Here is an 18,618-nt window from a genome sequence, read left to right as displayed (position 1 = left end):
CTCTAACAATACTAACTAATTTTTATAACTATTCAGATAAAAATAAAACAGTATTCAAATTTTTTAATAGCCTATTCTATGAAATACTCAAATTCAATGAAATCAAATAAGTTTGTATCCAAATTTGCCTATATTTTTTTAGCTCTTTTTGCCTTCTTAACTTTTGCTTGTGAATCTAATAACGATGATAACCCACTTGTAAGTTCTACTATCAAAGGATATGTTTCTGATACTAACTACTGGTTTACTAATACTCCAAGTGTATTAAGTTCAGGTAAAGACTCTTTAGGTAGAGATACAATTTTAAATGTTACAGGAGCTTCTTTGATCGATGGGAGTACTATTTCGATGTTTGTTCCTTTTCCTGCTGTTGGCTCGTTTACAGTGGCTCAACCAGATAGTATAAATACTTCTGTAACGACAATTAAATATAACGGAGAAGCTGTTCCTAGTGGTACAATCAACATCACTCGTTTTGATACTGTACGTTATATTTTAGAAGCAGAGTTTAATTTTAGTTTTGAAGGTGTTGTAGAAGGAGATAGTGGTACTATTGACACGACTTCTATTGAATTTACTAAAGGTGAGATTAGAGCAGCTTACTTGAGAAGAAGATAATTTGCAAAGACATTATAATTAGAAAGCCTTTTCTTTCAGAACACAACTGAAAAGAAAAGGCTTTTTGGGGTTTAATTTAAACAGTTATTTTTTCATTAAATACATTTTTAGCTTGGTGAAGTGCGTCACTAAATTTTATCATATCTAACCCTGTTTTTATATCATTCATATTTGCAAAAGCTAAAATAGATTCAGTAGGAATATTTCCTGTTAGTTCATCTTTTGCCATCGGACAACCTCCAAAGCCTAACATCGCACCATCAAAACGCCTACAACCTGCTTGATAAGCTGCTTCAATTTTTTCACTAGCTGTTCGAAGAGGAGAGTGAAAATGCACCCCAATTTCTATATGTGCAAACTCTTTTGTGAGTGATTCAAATAAAGGAATAATATTTTCTTGTGTTGAAGAACCAATGGTATCAGAAAGTTGAACAATTTTAATTTCCATCTCATCTAATTTTCTCATAAAATCACTTACAATTTTTGGATTATAGACTTCTTTATAAGGATTACCAAAGGCCATTGATAGATAAACCACTAAGGTTTTATTGCGTTGCAAACACATGTTTTGTGCTTCACTAACCAAATTTAAGGCTTCTTGCACTGTTTTTTTTGTATTTCTTATTTGGAATGTTTCTGAAATAGAAAGTGGAAAGCCTAAATAATCTATCTTTTCAAATTCGATAGCACGTTTTAATCCCCCATAACCAGCAATGACAGCGAGTAATTTTGTAGCAGTATTGGACAAATCCAGATGTTCTAAAACCTCAGATGTATCCTTCATTTGAGGAATTGCTTTTTCGGAAACAAAACTTCCAAAGTCAAGGGTATCAAAACCCACTTGTAAAAGTGAATTGAGATAATTTATTTTTATGTCTGTATCTATAAAATGAGATAATCCTTGCATAGCATCACGAGGACATTCAATAATTTTAAGCATGTGTAAAGTGTATTTATTGGTGGTATTTGTGTAATTCTTTTTCTACTCAAAAATACAAAAAAAACAGATAATATTATAATTTTGATAATTGAGTTAGAGTAAATGCTTCAAATTCACTGTCAGTTTTTTTCTTTTTTACATAAAGTCTTATTCAAGAGAATAGAATTGCTAAGGAATAGAAATTTATTAAATATAAATGGTTTATAATCAGTGTTTTGTAGTCGTAATTTTTAATTAGCTTCGCTGCTTTAGCAGGTTGTAATTGTTTCTAATGTAGAAGAATTGAAAAATGGAAGAGTTTTATGTGGAAAAGTGAGCTTTGATGATAAGAATTCAAATCATGACACAAAAATAGGTTGTTATATTTTCACTGCTGTTAAGTTACTCAACTACTAAAATTGTTACTAATAATTATAATTGATATAATTCAAATAGTTAGTAGGATTTATTCTATATATCTTGTTGTTTTATCGATAAAAAGTTGAATAGTGGTATCATTTTTACATTATTTATAATAGTATTTATTCTAAATAAGTGGGATAAAGTGCTTAACTTTGTGGTGTTTATACTCATGCGCTTTTGGTTTTCGAAAAATTGATAGAAGAAAATTTCGAAATCTAATTACGGAGGAGTATATAATAAAGCAAATATTTCAAAATTTAATCATTAAAAGCAAAAAACATTCAGATTTGAACGACCTTCGCAGATATATTATTCAAGTAGCTATTTTAGTAGTTTTGTTAATCTATGGTTTCCAACTTCTTTGGTTGCAAGTCATTTCCGATGATTTTCAACAACAAGCTCAAAATACTTCTACCAGAACTAATATTTTATACCCTCCTCGTGGTCTTGTTTATGATAGAAATGGAAAATTATTGGTCGAAAATAATCCTGTTTTTGATATAGAGATTATAGCAAAAGAATTTAAGTTAGAACCCGAAGATACTACCCATCTTTGCCAGCTTTTACGTATTTCTTTAGATGAATTTAGAGAAAAATTACAGAAGGCTAGACATGGTTTACAGCTATACAAACCTTATTTGTTTATCAAACAAATGTCGGTAGAAAATTATGCTAAAATTCAAGATGAACTCTCTGACTATAAAGGTGTTTATCCAAATGTGAGAACGATTCGTAAGTATCCATACTCTTCTTTTGCTGGAGGACTGGGGTATGTTCGTGAGATTGACCAACGTATGCTTTCCAAAGATACAGCAGACTATTACAGACGTGGTGATATGCTTGGTATCAGTGGAATTGAAAGGAGTTATGAAGAAGAATTGAGAGGAAAACGAGGTGTTCAGCAGGTTATGTATGACCGTTTGGGAATTGCTAGAGGTTCTTTTAAAGACGGAGAATACGACAAACTTCCAGAAGCAGGTTTGACATTACAGACTACCATAGATGCTGAGCTACAAAAATATGGTGAATATCTAATGCAAAATAAAATTGGTAGTATCGTTGCTATTGACCCCAAAACAGGTGAAGTATTGTCAATGGTTTCAGCTCCAACTTTTGACCCAAATCTTCTGACAGGAGAAGGAACAGAAGTAGCCAAAAATTATTTAATGCTCTCTCATGACCCAACCAAACCCCTATATAATCGTGCTTTGCAGGCTGCCTATCCTCCTGGTTCTACATTTAAGATTGTACAGGCTCTTATTGGCTTGCAAGATGGTGTTTTAGATACAGTTCATACATCCTTTAGCTGTTCTAAAGAACTTGTAAATTGTCATAATCATCCTTCGCCATTGAATTTACATGGTTCTATTCAGCATTCTTGTAACCCATTTTATTACAAATCTTTTATCAGAATTATTCGTCAAAATCGTTCTGAAAATGATAAAGAAGATACTCGTATTGGGTTAGATCGTTGGCACGACCATGCCTTATCTTTTGGTTTTGGTAGAAAATTAGGAATAGATTTACCTTACGAAAGTAGAGGGCTTATTCCTTCTACTGCTTATTATGATAGAATAGCTGAAAGACGTGGATATGGTTGGAAGCTAGGAAATATTTATTCACTAAGTATCGGACAAGGAGAAATGAGCGCAGTTCCATTACAACTTGCAAATTTTGCTGCAATTTTGGCAAATAGAGGACATTATTACATTCCTCATGTTGTTAGGGCAATAAATGATACTACTTTGGTAGATATAAAATACAGAACAAAACAAAAAACTACTGTTGATGAAAAATATTTTCCTTATGTAGTTGATGCAATGGCTGATGTTGTTCGTGCAGGAACAGCTCGTAGAGCTAGAATAGATGATATTATTGTTTGTGGAAAAACAGGAACAGTACAGAATCCTCATGGAGAAGACCATTCTGTTTTTATAGCTTTTGCTCCAAAGGATAATCCTAAGATTGCGATTGCTGTGGTAGTAGAGAATGCTGGTTTTGGAGGAACATGGGCTGCGCCAATAGCTAGTTTGATGATAGAAAAATATCTTAATGATACTATCTCTGATAAAAATGTAAAATATAAAGAAAAGAGAGTTGTAGAACTTAATTTAATAGAACAAGAAAGAATACGATTAGAGAAAGAAGAAGAACGAAAAAAGCAAAAACTTCAAAAAAAGAAAGAAGAAGAACAAGCTAATCTTATTACCCAAAAGAATACTTCGTCTAATAAAAGTACAGAAATGACTAATAATATAGTATTAGCAGAGGCAAAAAAAGAAGATGAAGAATAGTATAAGTATTTAAAAGAATGTCTTAGAATCAAGATAATAATCCTATTACGCTAGAAATGAATCCACGTTATTTATTACTTTATTTACCTGTATTTCTGACTTACCTTTTTCAGACTACAAATCCCTCATTAGCTTATTGGATAGCATGGGGAGGTTCTTTTTGGATTTATCTAATTACTTTTACAGGTCTTGTAAGACCATTGCCTACTGACCGTCCTATTTTGAACCAAGTATTTAGACCTTTTTTTTTGGTGCATCTTATTTTTTCAGGGTATATGACTATCACATCTATTTTTTTTTATTTAGATGCTATGGGTTATTTTTATTTAGATAAGATTAAAAGTGAAGAATCTTTTGTCTATATTTCAAGTATTGCTTATTGTCAATTTTTATATTGCTTGGGACATGCTGCTTATATTCATGGTTTACTTTTATTTTTGGATTATAAACCTCCAAAATATGTCATTCAAGTTTCTTCTCAAACCTCTATTTCTAAAATATTTTTTTTTACGACCTTATTTTTCTTTTTAGGAAGTGTTGTTTTTAGATTTATACCAGGAGGAGCGCAGTTTTTGATTCAATTTCAACTTTCTACTGCAGTTTTTGCAGTTTTTGCATTTGGTTATTCCTTATTAGAAAAAAAGAAAAATTATATATTTATAACAGGATTATTGTTTTGTTATGGAGAGTTTCAAGCCCTTACATCAGGGTGGAAAGAATTTACAGTACTTCCTATATTACTTTTGGGTGCTATTTTGTGGACAAAATATAAAAAAACTATTTTGTTTACAGCCCCTTTCATGATTTTTTTATTCTTATTTGTAATTCCTTATTATACAGGAATTGTTAGAGGATTAAGCTGGGGTAAAAATGTAGAAGGAACACAAGCTGCTGCTATTGCATTAGATAAAGTTAGAAATGAAAATATAGATGGCTTACTAGAAGAAAATTGGAGTTTTTTGATTTATCGACTTTCTGAAATAAAAATGTTTATGGTATATGTAGATAAAGTGCCAACACAAATACCTTATATGACAGATGAAATTCTTACTCAATCGTTAGAATCTATTCTCCCTCGTATATTATATCCTAATAAACCAGTTCCTGATGAAGTTATTATGGAAAGAGTCTATAAAATAGGTGCAGTAGGAAAAGGTTCAAATGTATCTGCAAAACCAGCCTTTATTGCTGATTCGTATATAATGGGAGGGGAAATAGGAATTTTTTGTTCTTTATTTTTATTGGGTGTTTTAGTTACTTTGTTATCTAAAAAAGCAGAAAGTCTATTTGGTGGTTATGCTATTGGTTCGGGTTGTATGTTTTTAGGTTTATTTTATATTTTGATAAGAGGGAATGCGTTTGAGTTTATGATTAATTCAGTGTTTTGGAGCATCGTTACTATGTATTTACTTTTTTATATAGCTAAAAGATTCAATGTACTTGTCAAAAACCCATATTATGAGTCTAATATTTAGATTGATAGTTTTATTTCATTATTTAACTCCTTAAAAAACAATTTATTGAATATTTTACATATTACACCTTCTTACAAACCTGCTTATGTTTATGGTGGACCAACTGTATCAGTAAGTCGTTTGTGTGAAAGTCAAGCAAAGTTTTTGAGTAAGAAAAAAAAAGATAAAGAAATCAATAAAGTTACCGTTTATACTACTACTGCAAATGGAAATCAAGAATTAGATGTTGATTCCAATACAGCTATTTTAGTAGAAGGTGTAGAAGTCTGGTATTTTAAAAGACAAACTAAAGATCACACTCATTTTTCTATTGCCCTTCTCAAAAAAGTTTTTCAAACAGCCAAAACCTATGATGTCATTCATATTCATTCTTGGTGGAATACAGTTGTTATTTTTTCTGTTTTGATATGTGTTTTTAGAGGCGTAAAAGTAATTGTTTCTCCTCGTGGAATGATTGGACAATATACACTACATACTCAAAAAAAATCGTTGAAAAGTATTTTTCATAAATTTATAGGAAAAAAGTTATTACAAAAGTCATATTTACACTTAACAGCCCCTATAGAAATACAAGATGTTGGTTTTATGAAAAAGAACCGTTTTTTTGTACTTCCCAATTTATCATCTTTCTCTGTTCGACAACAAAATACAGAAGTAAAACATATAAAAAAAGAATATACAAATAGTTTTAACCTTACTTTTTTATCTAGGATTCATCCTGTAAAAGGACTAGAAATATTGATTGAAGTTATATCACAATTTGAAAGTAATAATGATTCAAAAATAAATTTACAACTTGATTTAATTGGGAAAAGTGAAAGTGAAGAGTATGAGAAATCTCTAAAAAGGCTCATTTCTCAAAAAAAACTAGAAGATAAGATAAACTGGATAGGTTGGTTAGAAGGAAATCAGAAATTCGAAAACTTAGAAAAATCAGATCTATTTATACTTCCGTCTTTTAGTGAAAATTTTGCGAATGTAGTTATAGAATGTCTGAGTACAGGAACGCCTGTTTTAGTTACAGATAAAGTTGGTTTAGCTGATTATGTAAAAGAAAAAGACTTGGGGTGGGTGTGTGAAGCAAATAATGTAGAATCTTTATTCCAAACTTTACAGACAGCTATTAATGATAAAGTAAAAAGAGATGAGATACGACAAACTGCCCCTCAAATTATTCAAAATGATTTTTCTTCTCAAAAATTAGCTCAAAAATATATAGAAATATATCAGAGAATAAAAGATACAAATCAAACTATCTAGTCTGTGGAACAATTAGAACTTGCCAGACTACTGGATATTTTTATAAATAAATAGGTAGTCCCAAAGGGCAAACCATCTACAAGACTAAAATAGAAGAAATTAACTACAAACGGTCTGCTCTACGAGACTGACCTATATGCAATCATTAAAATGTCTAGTAGTATAAGAACTTGCTTAACTTTCATTCCTTTTGGGCTAAAAAAAAACAAGACTTGAAAGTAAATCATACCTTCAAATCTTGTTTATATTCATTCATTACTACTATCTTGCTGTAGGAGAAGGACTCGAACCTTCACGAAGTAGTTAGTCAGATAATTGTTAGAAACACTCATTTGATTTATCCCAAACCTTCACCCTTGAGACCGAAGGGCGTGGCTGCCAAAATTTCACCATCCTACATTTTCAATTATCAGTAAAACAGTTATCAGTTAAATTTCTAAATACAATTACTTTTAATTGATTATGAAACTTGTAACATTTTTCCCTTTCTGATAATACAAAGTAAAGGAAAATATTCTTTTGTTGCAAATTTGTTAATTAAATAGGGTAAAATTTGTGTAATTTTTAATTATTTGTTTGAATAGTTGAGTATTTCATAATTAGAATGCTGTATTTTAGGCTTTTTTTATGAAATTTTTAACAAAATTCAGTAAAGTAGAGATTTTGTATCTAAGAAGTCCATTTTTTGCTCATTTTTATTTATTTTAAGTCATCTTAGCCAGAATCAAAATCAAAATTGGTTCAATTCTTAGAATATAATCAGAGATAAGACAATCAAATAATTTATAAAAGACATTGACGTTATTTATATCTAAAACAATAACCCCAATTTATCATATATGAAAAATTCATATTCAGTACTGTCAGACTTTAGAAAATATATCATTCCGTGTATATTTTTTGTGCTTTCATTTTTTATAATTTCCTCCATTAATTTTGTATCTGCACAAGGAACAAACAATCGAAGAGCGCAAACAGCCTATCAAAATGGACAAGATTATATTGCTTCAAGGGATTTCGAACGTGGAATAAAACTGCTTGAAAAAGCCATTGAATTAGATAATGATTATTTTGAGGCACATTATGCACTCGGAAGTCATTATCATTTGCTTGGGAATAGAGATAAATCAAAACTCCATTTTAAAGAAGCTGCTCGTATTATGCCAAATGACCCACGCAGAGTTTCTTTATATATGATAGTGGCAGGGGATTATTTGGAAGAAGGAAACTATGAAGAGGCAAATAAATTATATCAAAAATCATATCAATATGCGCAATCTCAATCTCAAAAAAATGTATCCATAAAAGGATTAGCTATTTGTAAATTTGGAGTGGAAGGAATGAAAAATCCGTTGGATATAAAACCAGAACGCCTTCCTGATGTAATCAACGCTAGAAAATTACAATATTTTGCTGTTTTGAGTGCTGATGAAGAAGAAATGTATTTTACGGCAAGAGATGGCGACGACCCACGAGCAGATGAAGATATTTTGAGAAGTGTGAAAAAAGATAGCCTTTGGCAAACTCCTGAAAAAGTAGAAGAATTAAATACTCGTTCGAATGAAGGAACGTGTACAATTTCGGCAGATGGACGTACAATTATTTTCACAGTTTGTGAGAATAGTGGAAGGCAAGTATATGGAAGTTGTGATTTGTTTATTAGTGAAAAAAAGGGCGATAAATGGTCTGAGCCTCAAAATATGGGAAATCTTATCAATACAAAAGCATGGGAAACACAGGCTTCACTTTCGGCAGATGGCAGAACGCTGTATTTTGTTTCTACTCGTGATGGAGGGTATGGAAGGTCGGATATTTGGAAATCTACTCGTAATGATAGAGGTGTTTGGAGTGCGCCACAAAATTTAGGCGAAAAAATAAATACGGCAGGCGAAGAAAATAGTCCGTTTATTCATGTCAATGGAAAAACGTTGTTTTTTGCTTCTGATATTCATTTGGGTTTTGGTGGATTTGATTTATTCAAAACAGAAATAGATGAAACTGACCCAAAAGGTTGGAAAAAACCTGAAAATTTGGGTTATCCAATCAACACACACACCGACCAACACAGTCTTTTTGTTACAACAGACGGAAAAACAGCCTATTATTCAGATTTGAAAATAGGACAAAGAGATATTATCAAAAGTGATATTTATAAATTTGAAATGCCTGAAGAAATCGAAATAACTGTCAGTAGATACATAAAAGGAACTGTTTATGATGCCAAAACAAAAGAAAAGCTAGGCGCAAGTGTAGATTTATATAATCTGACAAATAAAACTATTCAGTCTTCTGTAAAATCTGACCCAAGAAATGGAAAGTATCTTTTTGTGTTGAATGAAGGCTCAAATTATGCACTTAATGTAAACAAAGAAGGCTATTTATTTCAAAGTCTTGCTTTTGATTATTCAGAAGGAACAGGCGAAAATGTAACAGTAGATATTTATTTAGAAAAAGCTGAGAAAGGCTCAAAGGTAGTCTTGAATAATATTTTCTTTGATACAGATAAATGGGAGTTAAAGGAAGAATCAAAAACAGAATTAGATTTAGTAACAAAATATTTACAAACAAATCCGAAAATCAAAGTGCAAATCTCTGGACATACAGACAATGTAGGAGATAAAACCTATAATCAAAAACTTTCTGAAAAACGGGCTACTTCTGTGGTAGATTATTTAATAAATGCAGGGATTCCTAAGGAACAATTAGTCGTCAAAGGCTTTGGAGAAGCACAGCCACAAGTAGAGAATAATTCAGTAGAGAATAAAGCTAAAAATAGAAGAATAGAGTTTGAGATTTTGTAGGAAACGAAGCTGTTTTTAAAAAAAGAAGATGGTTATCATTGGATGTAAAAACCTTCAATGATAACCATCAGCTTTAATCTGTCATTTATCCACCTGCAATTTGAAAAAATAGTACTTAAATTAAGAGTCAAGTTAGGTTACTTGCTTCTCAGATAAAGTGTAAGACAATATTAAGCATTAAAACGCTCTTCAATTTTTTCCCAGTTGATTATTTTATAGAAATTATCTATATATTCTCCACGTTTGTTTTGATAATTGAGATAATAAGCATGTTCCCAAACATCAAGACCCAAAATAGGCGTTCCTGTTTGTTCTGCAAGGTTTTTCATTAATGGATTATCTTGATTTGGTGTGGAGGTAATAAATAGTTTACCATCATTTGCTTTACAAAGCCACGCCCAACCCGAACCAAAAACTCCTTTTGCTTCTTCTGTAAATTCTTTTTGGAAAGCCTCATACGAACCAAAATCTTTTTCTAAAGCTGCCTTTATATTTCCTGTTGCCACTTGATTTTTAGGAGATAAAGATTCCCAAAAAAGACTGTGATTGTAGTGTCCACCTCCATTATTACGAACTCCTGTATCACTTTCAGTTACATTTTCTAAGATTTCTAATAGATTTTGATTGGCAAAATTAGTTCCTTCAATCGCTTTATTGAGTTTATTGACATAACCTTGGTGGTGTTTTCCATGATGAATTTCCATAGTTTGTTTGTCAATATTTGGTGCAAGGGCAGCAAAATCATAAGCCAAAGCAGGTAATTTGAAAGGCGATTTGAGTGTAAAAAGTCCATTTTCGGTTGTTACTGCTGTTGAGTCTGTATCAGTTTCTGTTGTTGATTTAGTTGAAGAATCACATGCCGAAAGAGGGTTGAGAATAATTCCGATAGTAGCAAGCCCTGCTGTTTTGAGAAAAGTACGTTTGTCCATTGACATAAAAATTATTTTTTAGAGTTAGAGTGTAGTTGTAATTTATGCTATACTAATTGATTTATGGCTAAAAAAGTTTTGAAAAATTCATCTTCATTTTACTTTAGCAAGGTATCAATTTTTTCTTGATTATTTTTTCCAAAATGAGTATTTACAAATTCATTAAGCTCTTTAAATTCATTTTTTGAATAAGAATGTAGAATTTTTCCTTTTTCTAAAAAGCTAACTTCATCGGCATGTCTTACGATGGTTTCCAAAATATGAGAAGATAGTAAAATTGTTTTTCCAGTTTTTTTGAGCTTTTGAATAATCAAATGAACAATTTCAGAAGTCTGTAAGTCCAAACCATTAAAAGGTTCATCTAAAATAATGATTTCTTTATCCAACAATAAAATACTCAAAAGACTTAATTTTCGCTTCATTCCAGTTGAATAATTTTGAGCAAAATCTTGTAAAGGAAGTTCAAAAAGCTCATTCCAATCGTTTATTCTTTGATGGATTACTTGTTGATTTTCATTTGTAAACTCTACACTTAAAAGTAAATGCTCTAACCCTGTTGTGTAAGGATAAAAATAATTCTCGGTTTGTAGAAAAGCAATATTTTTGCTTTTTTTTATTTTTATCTCTCCCTTTTTAGGCTTCAAAAAACCAAAAATTAGATTAAAAAGTGTAGTTTTTCCTGCTCCATTATCTCCCAAAATTCCGTGTATTGTTCCTTTTTTTGTTGCAAGTGAAAAATCATTTAAGATATTTTTGGAAGATTTTGAATAGCTAAATTCAATATTTTTTAGTTCAAGACTATACTGACTTTGTGATTGGCTTTTTTCCATGTTTGATAACAAATAAAGAGTGAAACAGGTAGAAAAATTGAGATGAGAATGAAAATAGTTGTCGGAATAGAATTGAGAACTTTGCCATTTTTACTATCCAAACTTGAATATTTATAGAAAATCAATTGAAATAAAATCAAATTATAAATAAGAAAACAAAATCCTAAAATCCCTAAAAAAATAAAAGTAGGAAAGTTAGCAGCCGAATATCTATCAAATACAAATAAATTCAAAAGGCTTATCAAATAATGAGGAAACAAAATTAGGTTACTAAAAATGACGGCTGAAAGAAGGCGTTTTTGCCAAAACTGCTTTTTTGTTGGATAATTTTGTATGAGTTCTTTGGGTTCTAAATAATTATAAATTTCAACCAAAAACAGGGAATAAAAAAGTAGAATATAAGGAAAAGCAGCCCAAAACCAAGAAGCTACAAAACCAAGAATATAAAGAGGGATAAAAAGGATTCCATTTTTGCGTAGAGCCATACGCCATTCCCAAACAGAAAGAGGAATAAAAGCTGTTGTTTTTTGAATAAATTGATTGAAAAATGATTTTTTAATTGATTTTTGAGGAGAATAAAAAGAGAGTAAAAGCACTAAACCAAAAGCAACACAAATAGAAATGAGATGATAAAAGGTAAGTTTGAGAATAAAAAGTAATGGCAAATGATACAACAAAAATAGCACACTATATTCTGCAATACGAACCTTGAAAGCTCTATTTTGATTATGACTTTTGGAAAGATAAGCTAAAAAATGATGATCTTTTCGGTTTTGATGAAGTGAAAAAATAAGAGCTAAAAAGACAAGTTCTATTTGATATTCTTTCAAAAAGATAATTTTTCCATACACATAACCAATTCCAATAAAAACCAAAAACAATAAAATCAGCATTCTGAAAATACCAAATTCTTTTAAAATTCTGACAAACTGTTTGAATCTTAATTTGAGAAGGAAAAAAAACATATAAAAATTGTAGGGTAAAATAGTCTTAAAAAAGTATGCTATTTTATTGGTACATCAAATAATGATTTAATTACAGACTTTTCAAAATTTCTTTGAGACGATTATTTACTTCTTCAGAATGTGTCAAAATCATAAAATGTCCTCCATTTTTTATTAAAAATTGATTAGTTATCTTGTCCTTAGAGTAGGGAAGTATCAAATCATTTGTACCATGAATTCTGAAAATAGAATTAGTCAGAGTTTTATGATTATTATTTTCCCAAGTCAGAATCATTTTTATGAATGACTTTGCCTGCTTTGGGTTTGTGTTTTTGATGATGTGGTAAAGTTGTTTTTCTTCTTTCTTGTGTTTTTTTTGAACTGTTCCGAAGGCAAAACTGAGTACTTTATTAGGTTTATTGAGAAGAAAAGCAGGAATAAAAAAATAGAGTTTTAACTTCCCGAATAATCGGTATAAAAATGGAAGTTCAGAAGGGTTGTTAGCACTAGAAATCAAAATTACTTTCTCTGTTTGAATATGTTTTGAAAGTGTAGAAATGAGCATTCCACCAAAAGAAATGCCTATCAAAATGATTTTTTTTGTTTTGTCTATCTGTTCAGCAAGTTGTAAAGCATAGTCTTCTAAATCATCCGTTTTTGGTGTTTCCCATTCTATAAATTTATGTTTTCTTGTTTTGAGAAAAAAAAGGTCATTGAATACAGATTTGTCTGCTCCAAGTCCAGAAAAAAGATAAATTATCGTTTCTTCATTATTCATTAAGATTACTTATTTTTTCAAGCCTAATCGTTGCAAAATTCTAGTTGTAAAATAACTTCCTTGCCTATATAAAAGAGTTCTTCTAAATAACTTCGTTTTTTCAGAAAAAAACATATTTATATTAACAGAATAAAAAGCCATTATTCCTTTCTTCGCAATAAAAAAATCTTTTTTTGCATAAAACTGGTCTCCTGCTTGTCCATTAGTTGTATCTAATACTTTGAAAAAATCACGTTTATACATAAACTTTTCTACATCAGGTTTTAAAGGCTGTCCTTTGTAGAGTTCTATTTCCTCTACTTCCATCCAAATACAATCTATATTTTTGATAAATTCGTATGCACCCTCAAAAACCATTAATTCAGCACCCTGCACATCAATATGAATAAAATCTATTTTAGGAATTTGTTTTTCTTTACAAAAATCAGATAAAATTTGGGTTTGTACCTCAATTTTATTTTCAAATTTTAGCCATTGGTGAGTACTTGTATGGAGTTCTGGTGAGAGAAGTGAGCTTGATTTGTTTCCATAATCAGTTGTGTCTTCATTGTCTATATTTTCAGGTGTTCCAGACGAAACATGAAAAGTAGCAGTTCCATTTTCATTGCTTAATGCAATTTGAAAAGGAGTAATATTTGAATAGGAAGCTGTATTCTTCTTTATTAATTCAAAATTTGAAGGAACAGGTTCGAAAGTATATAACTTTGCATTCGGAAAATGTTCGGAGTAAAAAATAGAACTTTCTCCTTCACAAGCACCAATATCAAAAATAATTAAATTTTCATTTTTGCTATATATCTTATACAACAAAGCGATTGGGTGATACATATCTTCGACTAACGCTGTACTCATTTCTTAAAATTATTTAATTGAAAAGAAAATACTTTACCATTGACAGGTTTTATGATACTGTAAAGATACTAAAAGGATTTAGAATACAAGTTGAATTTTCAATTCGATAAACAGAGATAAAAATAGACAAAACCAATACTTATTCGTTACTTTGTAAATTAAAAGAAAAAAAGACGATTTAAAACAAATATGAGTTCAGATAATAATTCGGACAACTATCAAATTTATACCTTTCCAAACGGCATTCGTTTAATCCATTGTAGAGTAAATCATACCAAAATAGCACATTGTGGCTTTAGTTTGGAGGTCGGAAGTAGAGATGAAAAAGCACATCAAGAAGGAATAGCACACTTTTGGGAACATATGGCTTTCAAAGGAACTCAAAAACGTAAAGCCTTTCATATCATCAACCGTTTGGATGCTGTGGGTGGCGAACTAAATGCCTTTACGACAAAAGAAAAGATTGTTTTTTATGCTTCTGTTTTGGATGAGCATTCTGAAAAAGCGATTGATATTTTGTCTGATATTGCTTTTCGTTCTATTTTTCCTGATAAGGAAATTGAGAAAGAACGAGGTGTTATTTTGGAAGAAATGGCAATGTATAAAGACAATCCGATCGATTTATTAGATGATGAATTTGATGAAGTAGTTTTTGGAAATCACGCTTTAGGAAAACAGATTTTAGGCACAACAGAAAGTGTAAAACGTTTTAAAAAAACAGATTTTGAAGAATTTGTGGCTCAAAACTTAGATACAAGTCGTCTTATTTTTTCGTCTGTGAGTCGTCTGCCATTTGAGAAAGTCAAAAAAATGGTAGAAAAATATATTGCTGATATTCCTGTCTATTCTTCTAAACTATATCGAAATTCTGCTCCATTTATAAAGGCACAGCATATCATAAAATCAAAATCTATTTCACAGGCACATTGCATGATTGGGGGAGCAGCTTATAATTTGCACAACAAAAAACGTATTCCTTTTGCACTCTTGAATAATTATTTGGGAGGTCCTGCGCTTAATTCTCGTCTAAACCTTTCGCTTAGAGAAAAATATGGTTTGGTGTATTCTGTCGATTCGGGCTTTTCTGCGTATAGTGATTCTGGAATGTTTGCTATTTCGTTTGCAACAGAAAAAAAGAATTTAGATAAAAGTTTGAATTTGGTTTTGAAACAGCTCAATTTACTCAAGGAAAAAACACTTGGAAGTGGACTGTTTCACACAGCAAAGCAACAATTCAAAGGACAGTTGGCAATGTCTAGTGAGAGTAATTCGGGGCTTATGATAGGAATGGGAAAATCTTTTTTAGATTTTGGAAGGATGATTTCTTTGCAAGAATTTTTTGACCAAATAGATGCCTTGACAGTTTTGGATTTACAAGATATTGCTCAAGAAATATTTAGGGAAGAAAACCTTCATCGTTTGATTTATATGCCTGATGGTACACAAGATGAGGAAGAACAATAAAATCAAATCTTTACAGCTACAATAGTAATATCATCACGCTGCTCTACTCCCCAACTGTGTGTTTGAAGTTCGTCATTAAGCTCTTGTTTCTGAACAGGAAGGGAAAGTGTAGCATTTTTTTCTAGGAGTTCTAAAAGGCGTGTCGTTCCGAACTTCTTGTTGTCAGAGTTTTGTTGGTCGCTAAAGCCGTCTGTCATGAGATAAAGGCAATCTCCTTTCATTAAGTACAAATCTTGTGTAGTGAAAGGTTTGTCTTTTCTATCTCTTCCTCCAATAGATTTTACATCTCCTTTTAGGCTTTGTAAAAATGAATTTTGGAAATAATAAAGGGGTCTTTTTGCTCCTGTAAACTGTACATGTGCTGTTTCGTCAGAGTTGAAATTAATAGTACAAATACAGACATCCATTCCATCATCGTTTGACATGTTATTTTGTTGTAATGATTTTTTTACGCCATCATGCAAACGTGTGAGGATTTGGGCAGTATCAAATATTTTTTCTTGATTGACTATTTCATTCAAAAGTGTATTTCCAATCATAGACATAAATGCCCCTGGAACACCATGACCTGTACAATCGACAGTTGCTAAGATAGTTTTCTGACCATCTAATGTATAATGATTTGCCATCCAATAAAAATCTCCCGAAACCATATCTTTAGGAGAGTAAAGAACAAAGTGGTCTGCAAAAGCCTTTTCAAATTCTATTTCTTGTGGAAGAATGGCTTCTTGAATAGTTTGAGCATAACGAATTGAATCTGTAATTTTTTGATTTTTGGTAGTAACTTCCTTATTCAGATTCTGAATTTCATCAATTTTATTTTCTAGTTCGTCTTTTGTTTGGTTGAGGTCGTGATTTGATTTTTCTAAATCTTCATTTTGTTTATTTATCTTACGAGAAACAAAATAAGCACCTCCAGCCACAACCAAAAATAGCAGTGCCACAATTCCAGCAATAATCATTTGCAGCCGAGCAAGAGCTTTTTCGGCTTCTACTTCTTCTATTTTTTCTGTAAAAGCCGTTGTCATAGAGTCTTTTTCGTATAAAAGACCTCTGATTTTGTCCATTAATTTACGAGTTTCTGCTTGTGCTTCTTCAAAAGCAGTTTCATTTTTGATAAGTTGATTGGCTAATGCCTCCAATTCTTTTCTTAATCTACTTTTTTCTTGTGGTGTAATATTGCTACTATTTAGTTCTTCTGCTATACGTTCCATTTCTGCACGTATTTTATAACCTTGTTCGGCAAGCAAACTTTTTTGCATTTCAAGGTCATTGACTACCTTTTCCAAATTAATACGCTCTTGTATTTTGGCTGTATCTTCTTCAATTTTTTCTACTTTAGGCTCTTCCTTTTTTGCTGACTTCGTTTCTTTTAAAATAGGATTTGATAAATCTCCTGACAAGACTATTTTTACTTCATTTAGCTTTGAATCATAAGAAAAAAACTTTCCATCTATGTTTTTTCCATTGACTATAAACTCTGAAGAAGAGGTTACTGTTTTCTCATTCGGAATTTCCATATAAAAGTTTCCAACAGCATCAGCTTTAGTTGCTTTTTCATAATTCACACCTTTCCAAATTACCTCTGCACCAGATAGAGGAGCATTTTTTTGAGCAAAAATTTGACCTTTTAAAATTTTATCTAATTGTCTTAGTTTAATAGAAAGACCATTTCTTCCCATATCATAATCTACTAATGAATATCCATCCTTTTCTACATTTACTTTTTTGGGAATACCTTTTGAGGAAGGGTATTCTATTGTAAAACCTCCATTACTATTACTTATTCCTTTTCCAATATTGGGCATAATTACAGTAACACCTTCAACAGGATTGCCTTTTGTATCAGTAGTTGTTCCCATAATAATTTTTGTTTGTGCTATTGCTTGATTAGAAAAGCAAAACAAAAACATCACTATGAAAAAACAGTTTGTGATAAATTGAGTAAGAAAAGAAATATTTATTTGAGTATTTATTGATTTGGATAGCATACGTAAGTAGAATAGAGAAATTCTTAGTTTCTATTTTGTTTGTTTGAATCTATGAATCTAAATCATGATTTTTTTCATTCCTTATAATATACAATCTTTATTGATAAAGATGACAATCATTTATTCAAACAGTTTCCAAATATATAAAATCTGTATCTATCTACCTACAAAAAAAGGAAGAACTCTAATTTTAAATCAAAAAAACAGTATTTTTAGACTTTATTTTTTAAAATAAACATCTCTTGCCTTTTTGAGTGCATTGCTAAAGGCTTTTTTTGAAGAGAACATTTTTTTGAATGCACTTTGATAGGTTTTAGGGTTTTGATTTATCTGATTTTCATTATCTTGATTTAATGTAGTATCTGAATTTATAGTTGTTGTATTTTCACTACTATCATTTGTTTTGTTTTTGGCTTGATTTTCCTCTTTCTGACTAATCTCTGAATCTGCTTTTTTTTCAAGCATTTCATCTTCTTGACTTTGCTCTTCTCTGAGTTTATCAGCTTTCTCAAAATGTTGATTTGCCTTTAGTTGATAACCTACTTTCTCTTCCAAAAGCCCCAAATTATTATGAGCAATCGCATCTTCTGGGTCTAATTCTACTGCTTTTCTATAATCTTGCATTGCCAAAACCGTCATTCCTGCTGCTGCACGAATATACGCACGACTAGAATAACGATACGGATTATCAGGCTCTAATTCTAAAGCAATATTCATATTTACTAATGCTTCTGATAGCTTTCCGACTGTAAAATAAAGCACTCCACGCTCACTATACGCATTCGGATTTTCGGCTTTTTGAATAGATAAATTATAATCTTCTAATGCCTTTTTGAATTCTTGTAATTTGAAATACGCATATCCACGACGAAACAAAACCTCGCCTTCCGAAATAAATTTTAATTCCTCTTTTATAGAATTTTTAGCAAATTCATTTAGTATTTTAGTAGAAATCTGAACGGCTTCTTCGAAATTTCCCTCTTGAATAGCTATATTTATGGTTTGAATATTCATTTTAAATAGATGATTATTTTTTAGTG

General features: G+C 30.8%; 14 protein-coding genes. 6 read left to right on the top strand and 8 right to left on the bottom strand.

The window, feature by feature from the left end; translation table 11 throughout:
* The first annotated feature begins 78 nt into the window (after positions 1-78).
* On the top strand, positions 79-618 hold the full coding sequence (locus tag ACE193_RS04745) for a hypothetical protein (protein ID WP_375561863.1): 540 nt from the start codon (positions 79-81) through the stop codon (positions 616-618).
* Positions 619-694: 76 nt separating this feature from the next.
* On the opposite strand, the gene ACE193_RS04740 is transcribed toward ACE193_RS04745, so the two are convergent.
* Positions 695-1,558, bottom strand: coding sequence for a hydroxymethylglutaryl-CoA lyase (locus ACE193_RS04740; protein ID WP_375561862.1), 864 nt, complete (start codon positions 1,556-1,558; stop codon positions 695-697).
* A 689-nt stretch (positions 1,559-2,247) separates the two neighbouring features.
* Between ACE193_RS04740 and mrdA the strand changes: the two genes are divergently transcribed.
* The 4 genes from mrdA to ACE193_RS04720 all read left to right on the top strand — a co-directional run bounded on the left by mrdA (position 2,248) and on the right by ACE193_RS04720 (position 9,790).
* Positions 2,248-4,254: a penicillin-binding protein 2 gene (gene mrdA, locus ACE193_RS04735; RefSeq protein WP_375561861.1), complete on the top strand. Its 2,007-nt coding sequence runs from the start codon at positions 2,248-2,250 to the stop codon at positions 4,252-4,254.
* Between the two features lie 56 nt (positions 4,255-4,310).
* Positions 4,311-5,729: an exosortase Y-associated Wzy-like protein gene (locus tag ACE193_RS04730; RefSeq protein WP_375561860.1), complete on the top strand. Its 1,419-nt coding sequence runs from the start codon at positions 4,311-4,313 to the stop codon at positions 5,727-5,729.
* A 45-nt stretch (positions 5,730-5,774) separates the two neighbouring features.
* Positions 5,775-6,989 (top strand): XrtY-associated glycosyltransferase XYAG1, encoded by a 1,215-nt coding sequence (locus ACE193_RS04725; protein WP_375561859.1) that lies wholly within the window; start codon positions 5,775-5,777, stop codon positions 6,987-6,989.
* Between the two features lie 839 nt (positions 6,990-7,828).
* Positions 7,829-9,790, top strand: a complete 1,962-nt coding sequence (locus ACE193_RS04720) for an OmpA family protein (RefSeq protein WP_375561858.1) — start codon at positions 7,829-7,831, stop codon at positions 9,788-9,790.
* A 170-nt stretch (positions 9,791-9,960) separates the two neighbouring features.
* Here the strand turns inward: ACE193_RS04720 and ACE193_RS04715 are convergent, their stop codons facing one another.
* From ACE193_RS04715 to ACE193_RS04695, 5 genes are all read right to left on the bottom strand, one after another.
* Positions 9,961-10,725: a superoxide dismutase gene (locus tag ACE193_RS04715; RefSeq protein ID WP_375561857.1), complete on the bottom strand. Its 765-nt coding sequence runs from the start codon at positions 10,723-10,725 to the stop codon at positions 9,961-9,963.
* Positions 10,726-10,817: 92 nt separating this feature from the next.
* Positions 10,818-11,549 carry an ATP-binding cassette domain-containing protein gene (locus ACE193_RS04710; RefSeq protein WP_375561856.1) on the bottom strand — a complete coding sequence of 244 codons (732 nt, stop codon included), beginning with the start codon at positions 11,547-11,549 and terminating at the stop codon, positions 10,818-10,820.
* The gene (locus tag ACE193_RS04705) at positions 11,507-12,514 is read right to left on the bottom strand and encodes a hypothetical protein (protein WP_375561855.1); all 1,008 of its coding nucleotides are present in this window, start codon (positions 12,512-12,514) and stop codon (positions 11,507-11,509) included. Before ACE193_RS04705 ends, ACE193_RS04710 begins: the two co-directional genes overlap by 43 nt.
* Before the next feature lie 70 nt (positions 12,515-12,584).
* Complete coding sequence (locus ACE193_RS04700; RefSeq protein ID WP_375561854.1) at positions 12,585-13,271, bottom strand: hypothetical protein; 687 nt, start codon at positions 13,269-13,271, stop codon at positions 12,585-12,587.
* Positions 13,272-13,280: 9 nt separating this feature from the next.
* Complete coding sequence (locus ACE193_RS04695; protein WP_375561853.1) at positions 13,281-14,123, bottom strand: FkbM family methyltransferase; 843 nt, start codon at positions 14,121-14,123, stop codon at positions 13,281-13,283.
* 189 nt (positions 14,124-14,312) lie between these two features.
* On the opposite strand from ACE193_RS04695, the gene ACE193_RS04690 reads away from it, so the two are divergent.
* Positions 14,313-15,587 (top strand): M16 family metallopeptidase, encoded by a 1,275-nt coding sequence (locus ACE193_RS04690; RefSeq protein WP_375561852.1) that lies wholly within the window; start codon positions 14,313-14,315, stop codon positions 15,585-15,587.
* 2 nt (positions 15,588-15,589) lie between these two features.
* Here ACE193_RS04690 and ACE193_RS04685 read toward each other — a convergent pair whose 3' ends face one another.
* Together ACE193_RS04685 and ACE193_RS04680 are read right to left on the bottom strand one after the other, a co-directional pair.
* On the bottom strand, positions 15,590-17,449 hold the full coding sequence (locus ACE193_RS04685) for a SpoIIE family protein phosphatase (RefSeq protein WP_375561851.1): 1,860 nt from the start codon (positions 17,447-17,449) through the stop codon (positions 15,590-15,592).
* A gap of 348 nt (positions 17,450-17,797) precedes the next feature.
* Entirely contained in the window at positions 17,798-18,592 is a 795-nt protein-coding gene (locus ACE193_RS04680; protein WP_375561850.1) for a tetratricopeptide repeat protein, read from the bottom strand.
* Positions 18,593-18,618: the final 26 nt, after the last annotated feature.

It is taken from the genome of Bernardetia aquimarina (assembly GCF_042180575.1).
GTDB lineage: Bacteria > Bacteroidota > Bacteroidia > Cytophagales > Bernardetiaceae > Bernardetia.
This window is presented reverse-complemented; position numbering and strand designations above follow the sequence as displayed.

Excerpts from the sequence above, each read along its gene's own strand:
- ACE193_RS04720 (WP_375561858.1), top strand. The coding sequence starts at position 7,829 with ATGAAAAATTCATATTCAGTACTGTCAGACTTTAGAAAATATATCATT.
- ACE193_RS04710 (WP_375561856.1), bottom strand. The coding sequence starts at position 11,549 with ATGGAAAAAAGCCAATCACAAAGTCAGTATAGTCTTGAACTAAAAAAT.
- ACE193_RS04685 (WP_375561851.1), bottom strand. The coding sequence starts at position 17,449 with ATGGGAACAACTACTGATACAAAAGGCAATCCTGTTGAAGGTGTTACT.
- ACE193_RS04705 (WP_375561855.1), bottom strand. The coding sequence starts at position 12,514 with ATGTTTTTTTTCCTTCTCAAATTAAGATTCAAACAGTTTGTCAGAATT.
- ACE193_RS04690 (WP_375561852.1), top strand. The coding sequence starts at position 14,313 with ATGAGTTCAGATAATAATTCGGACAACTATCAAATTTATACCTTTCCA.
- ACE193_RS04745 (WP_375561863.1), top strand. The coding sequence starts at position 79 with ATGAAATACTCAAATTCAATGAAATCAAATAAGTTTGTATCCAAATTT.
- ACE193_RS04715 (WP_375561857.1), bottom strand. The coding sequence starts at position 10,725 with ATGTCAATGGACAAACGTACTTTTCTCAAAACAGCAGGGCTTGCTACT.
- ACE193_RS04695 (WP_375561853.1), bottom strand. The coding sequence starts at position 14,123 with ATGAGTACAGCGTTAGTCGAAGATATGTATCACCCAATCGCTTTGTTG.
- ACE193_RS04730 (WP_375561860.1), top strand. The coding sequence starts at position 4,311 with ATGAATCCACGTTATTTATTACTTTATTTACCTGTATTTCTGACTTAC.
- ACE193_RS04740 (WP_375561862.1), bottom strand. The coding sequence starts at position 1,558 with ATGCTTAAAATTATTGAATGTCCTCGTGATGCTATGCAAGGATTATCT.
- ACE193_RS04680 (WP_375561850.1), bottom strand. The coding sequence starts at position 18,592 with ATGAATATTCAAACCATAAATATAGCTATTCAAGAGGGAAATTTCGAA.
- ACE193_RS04700 (WP_375561854.1), bottom strand. The coding sequence starts at position 13,271 with ATGAATAATGAAGAAACGATAATTTATCTTTTTTCTGGACTTGGAGCA.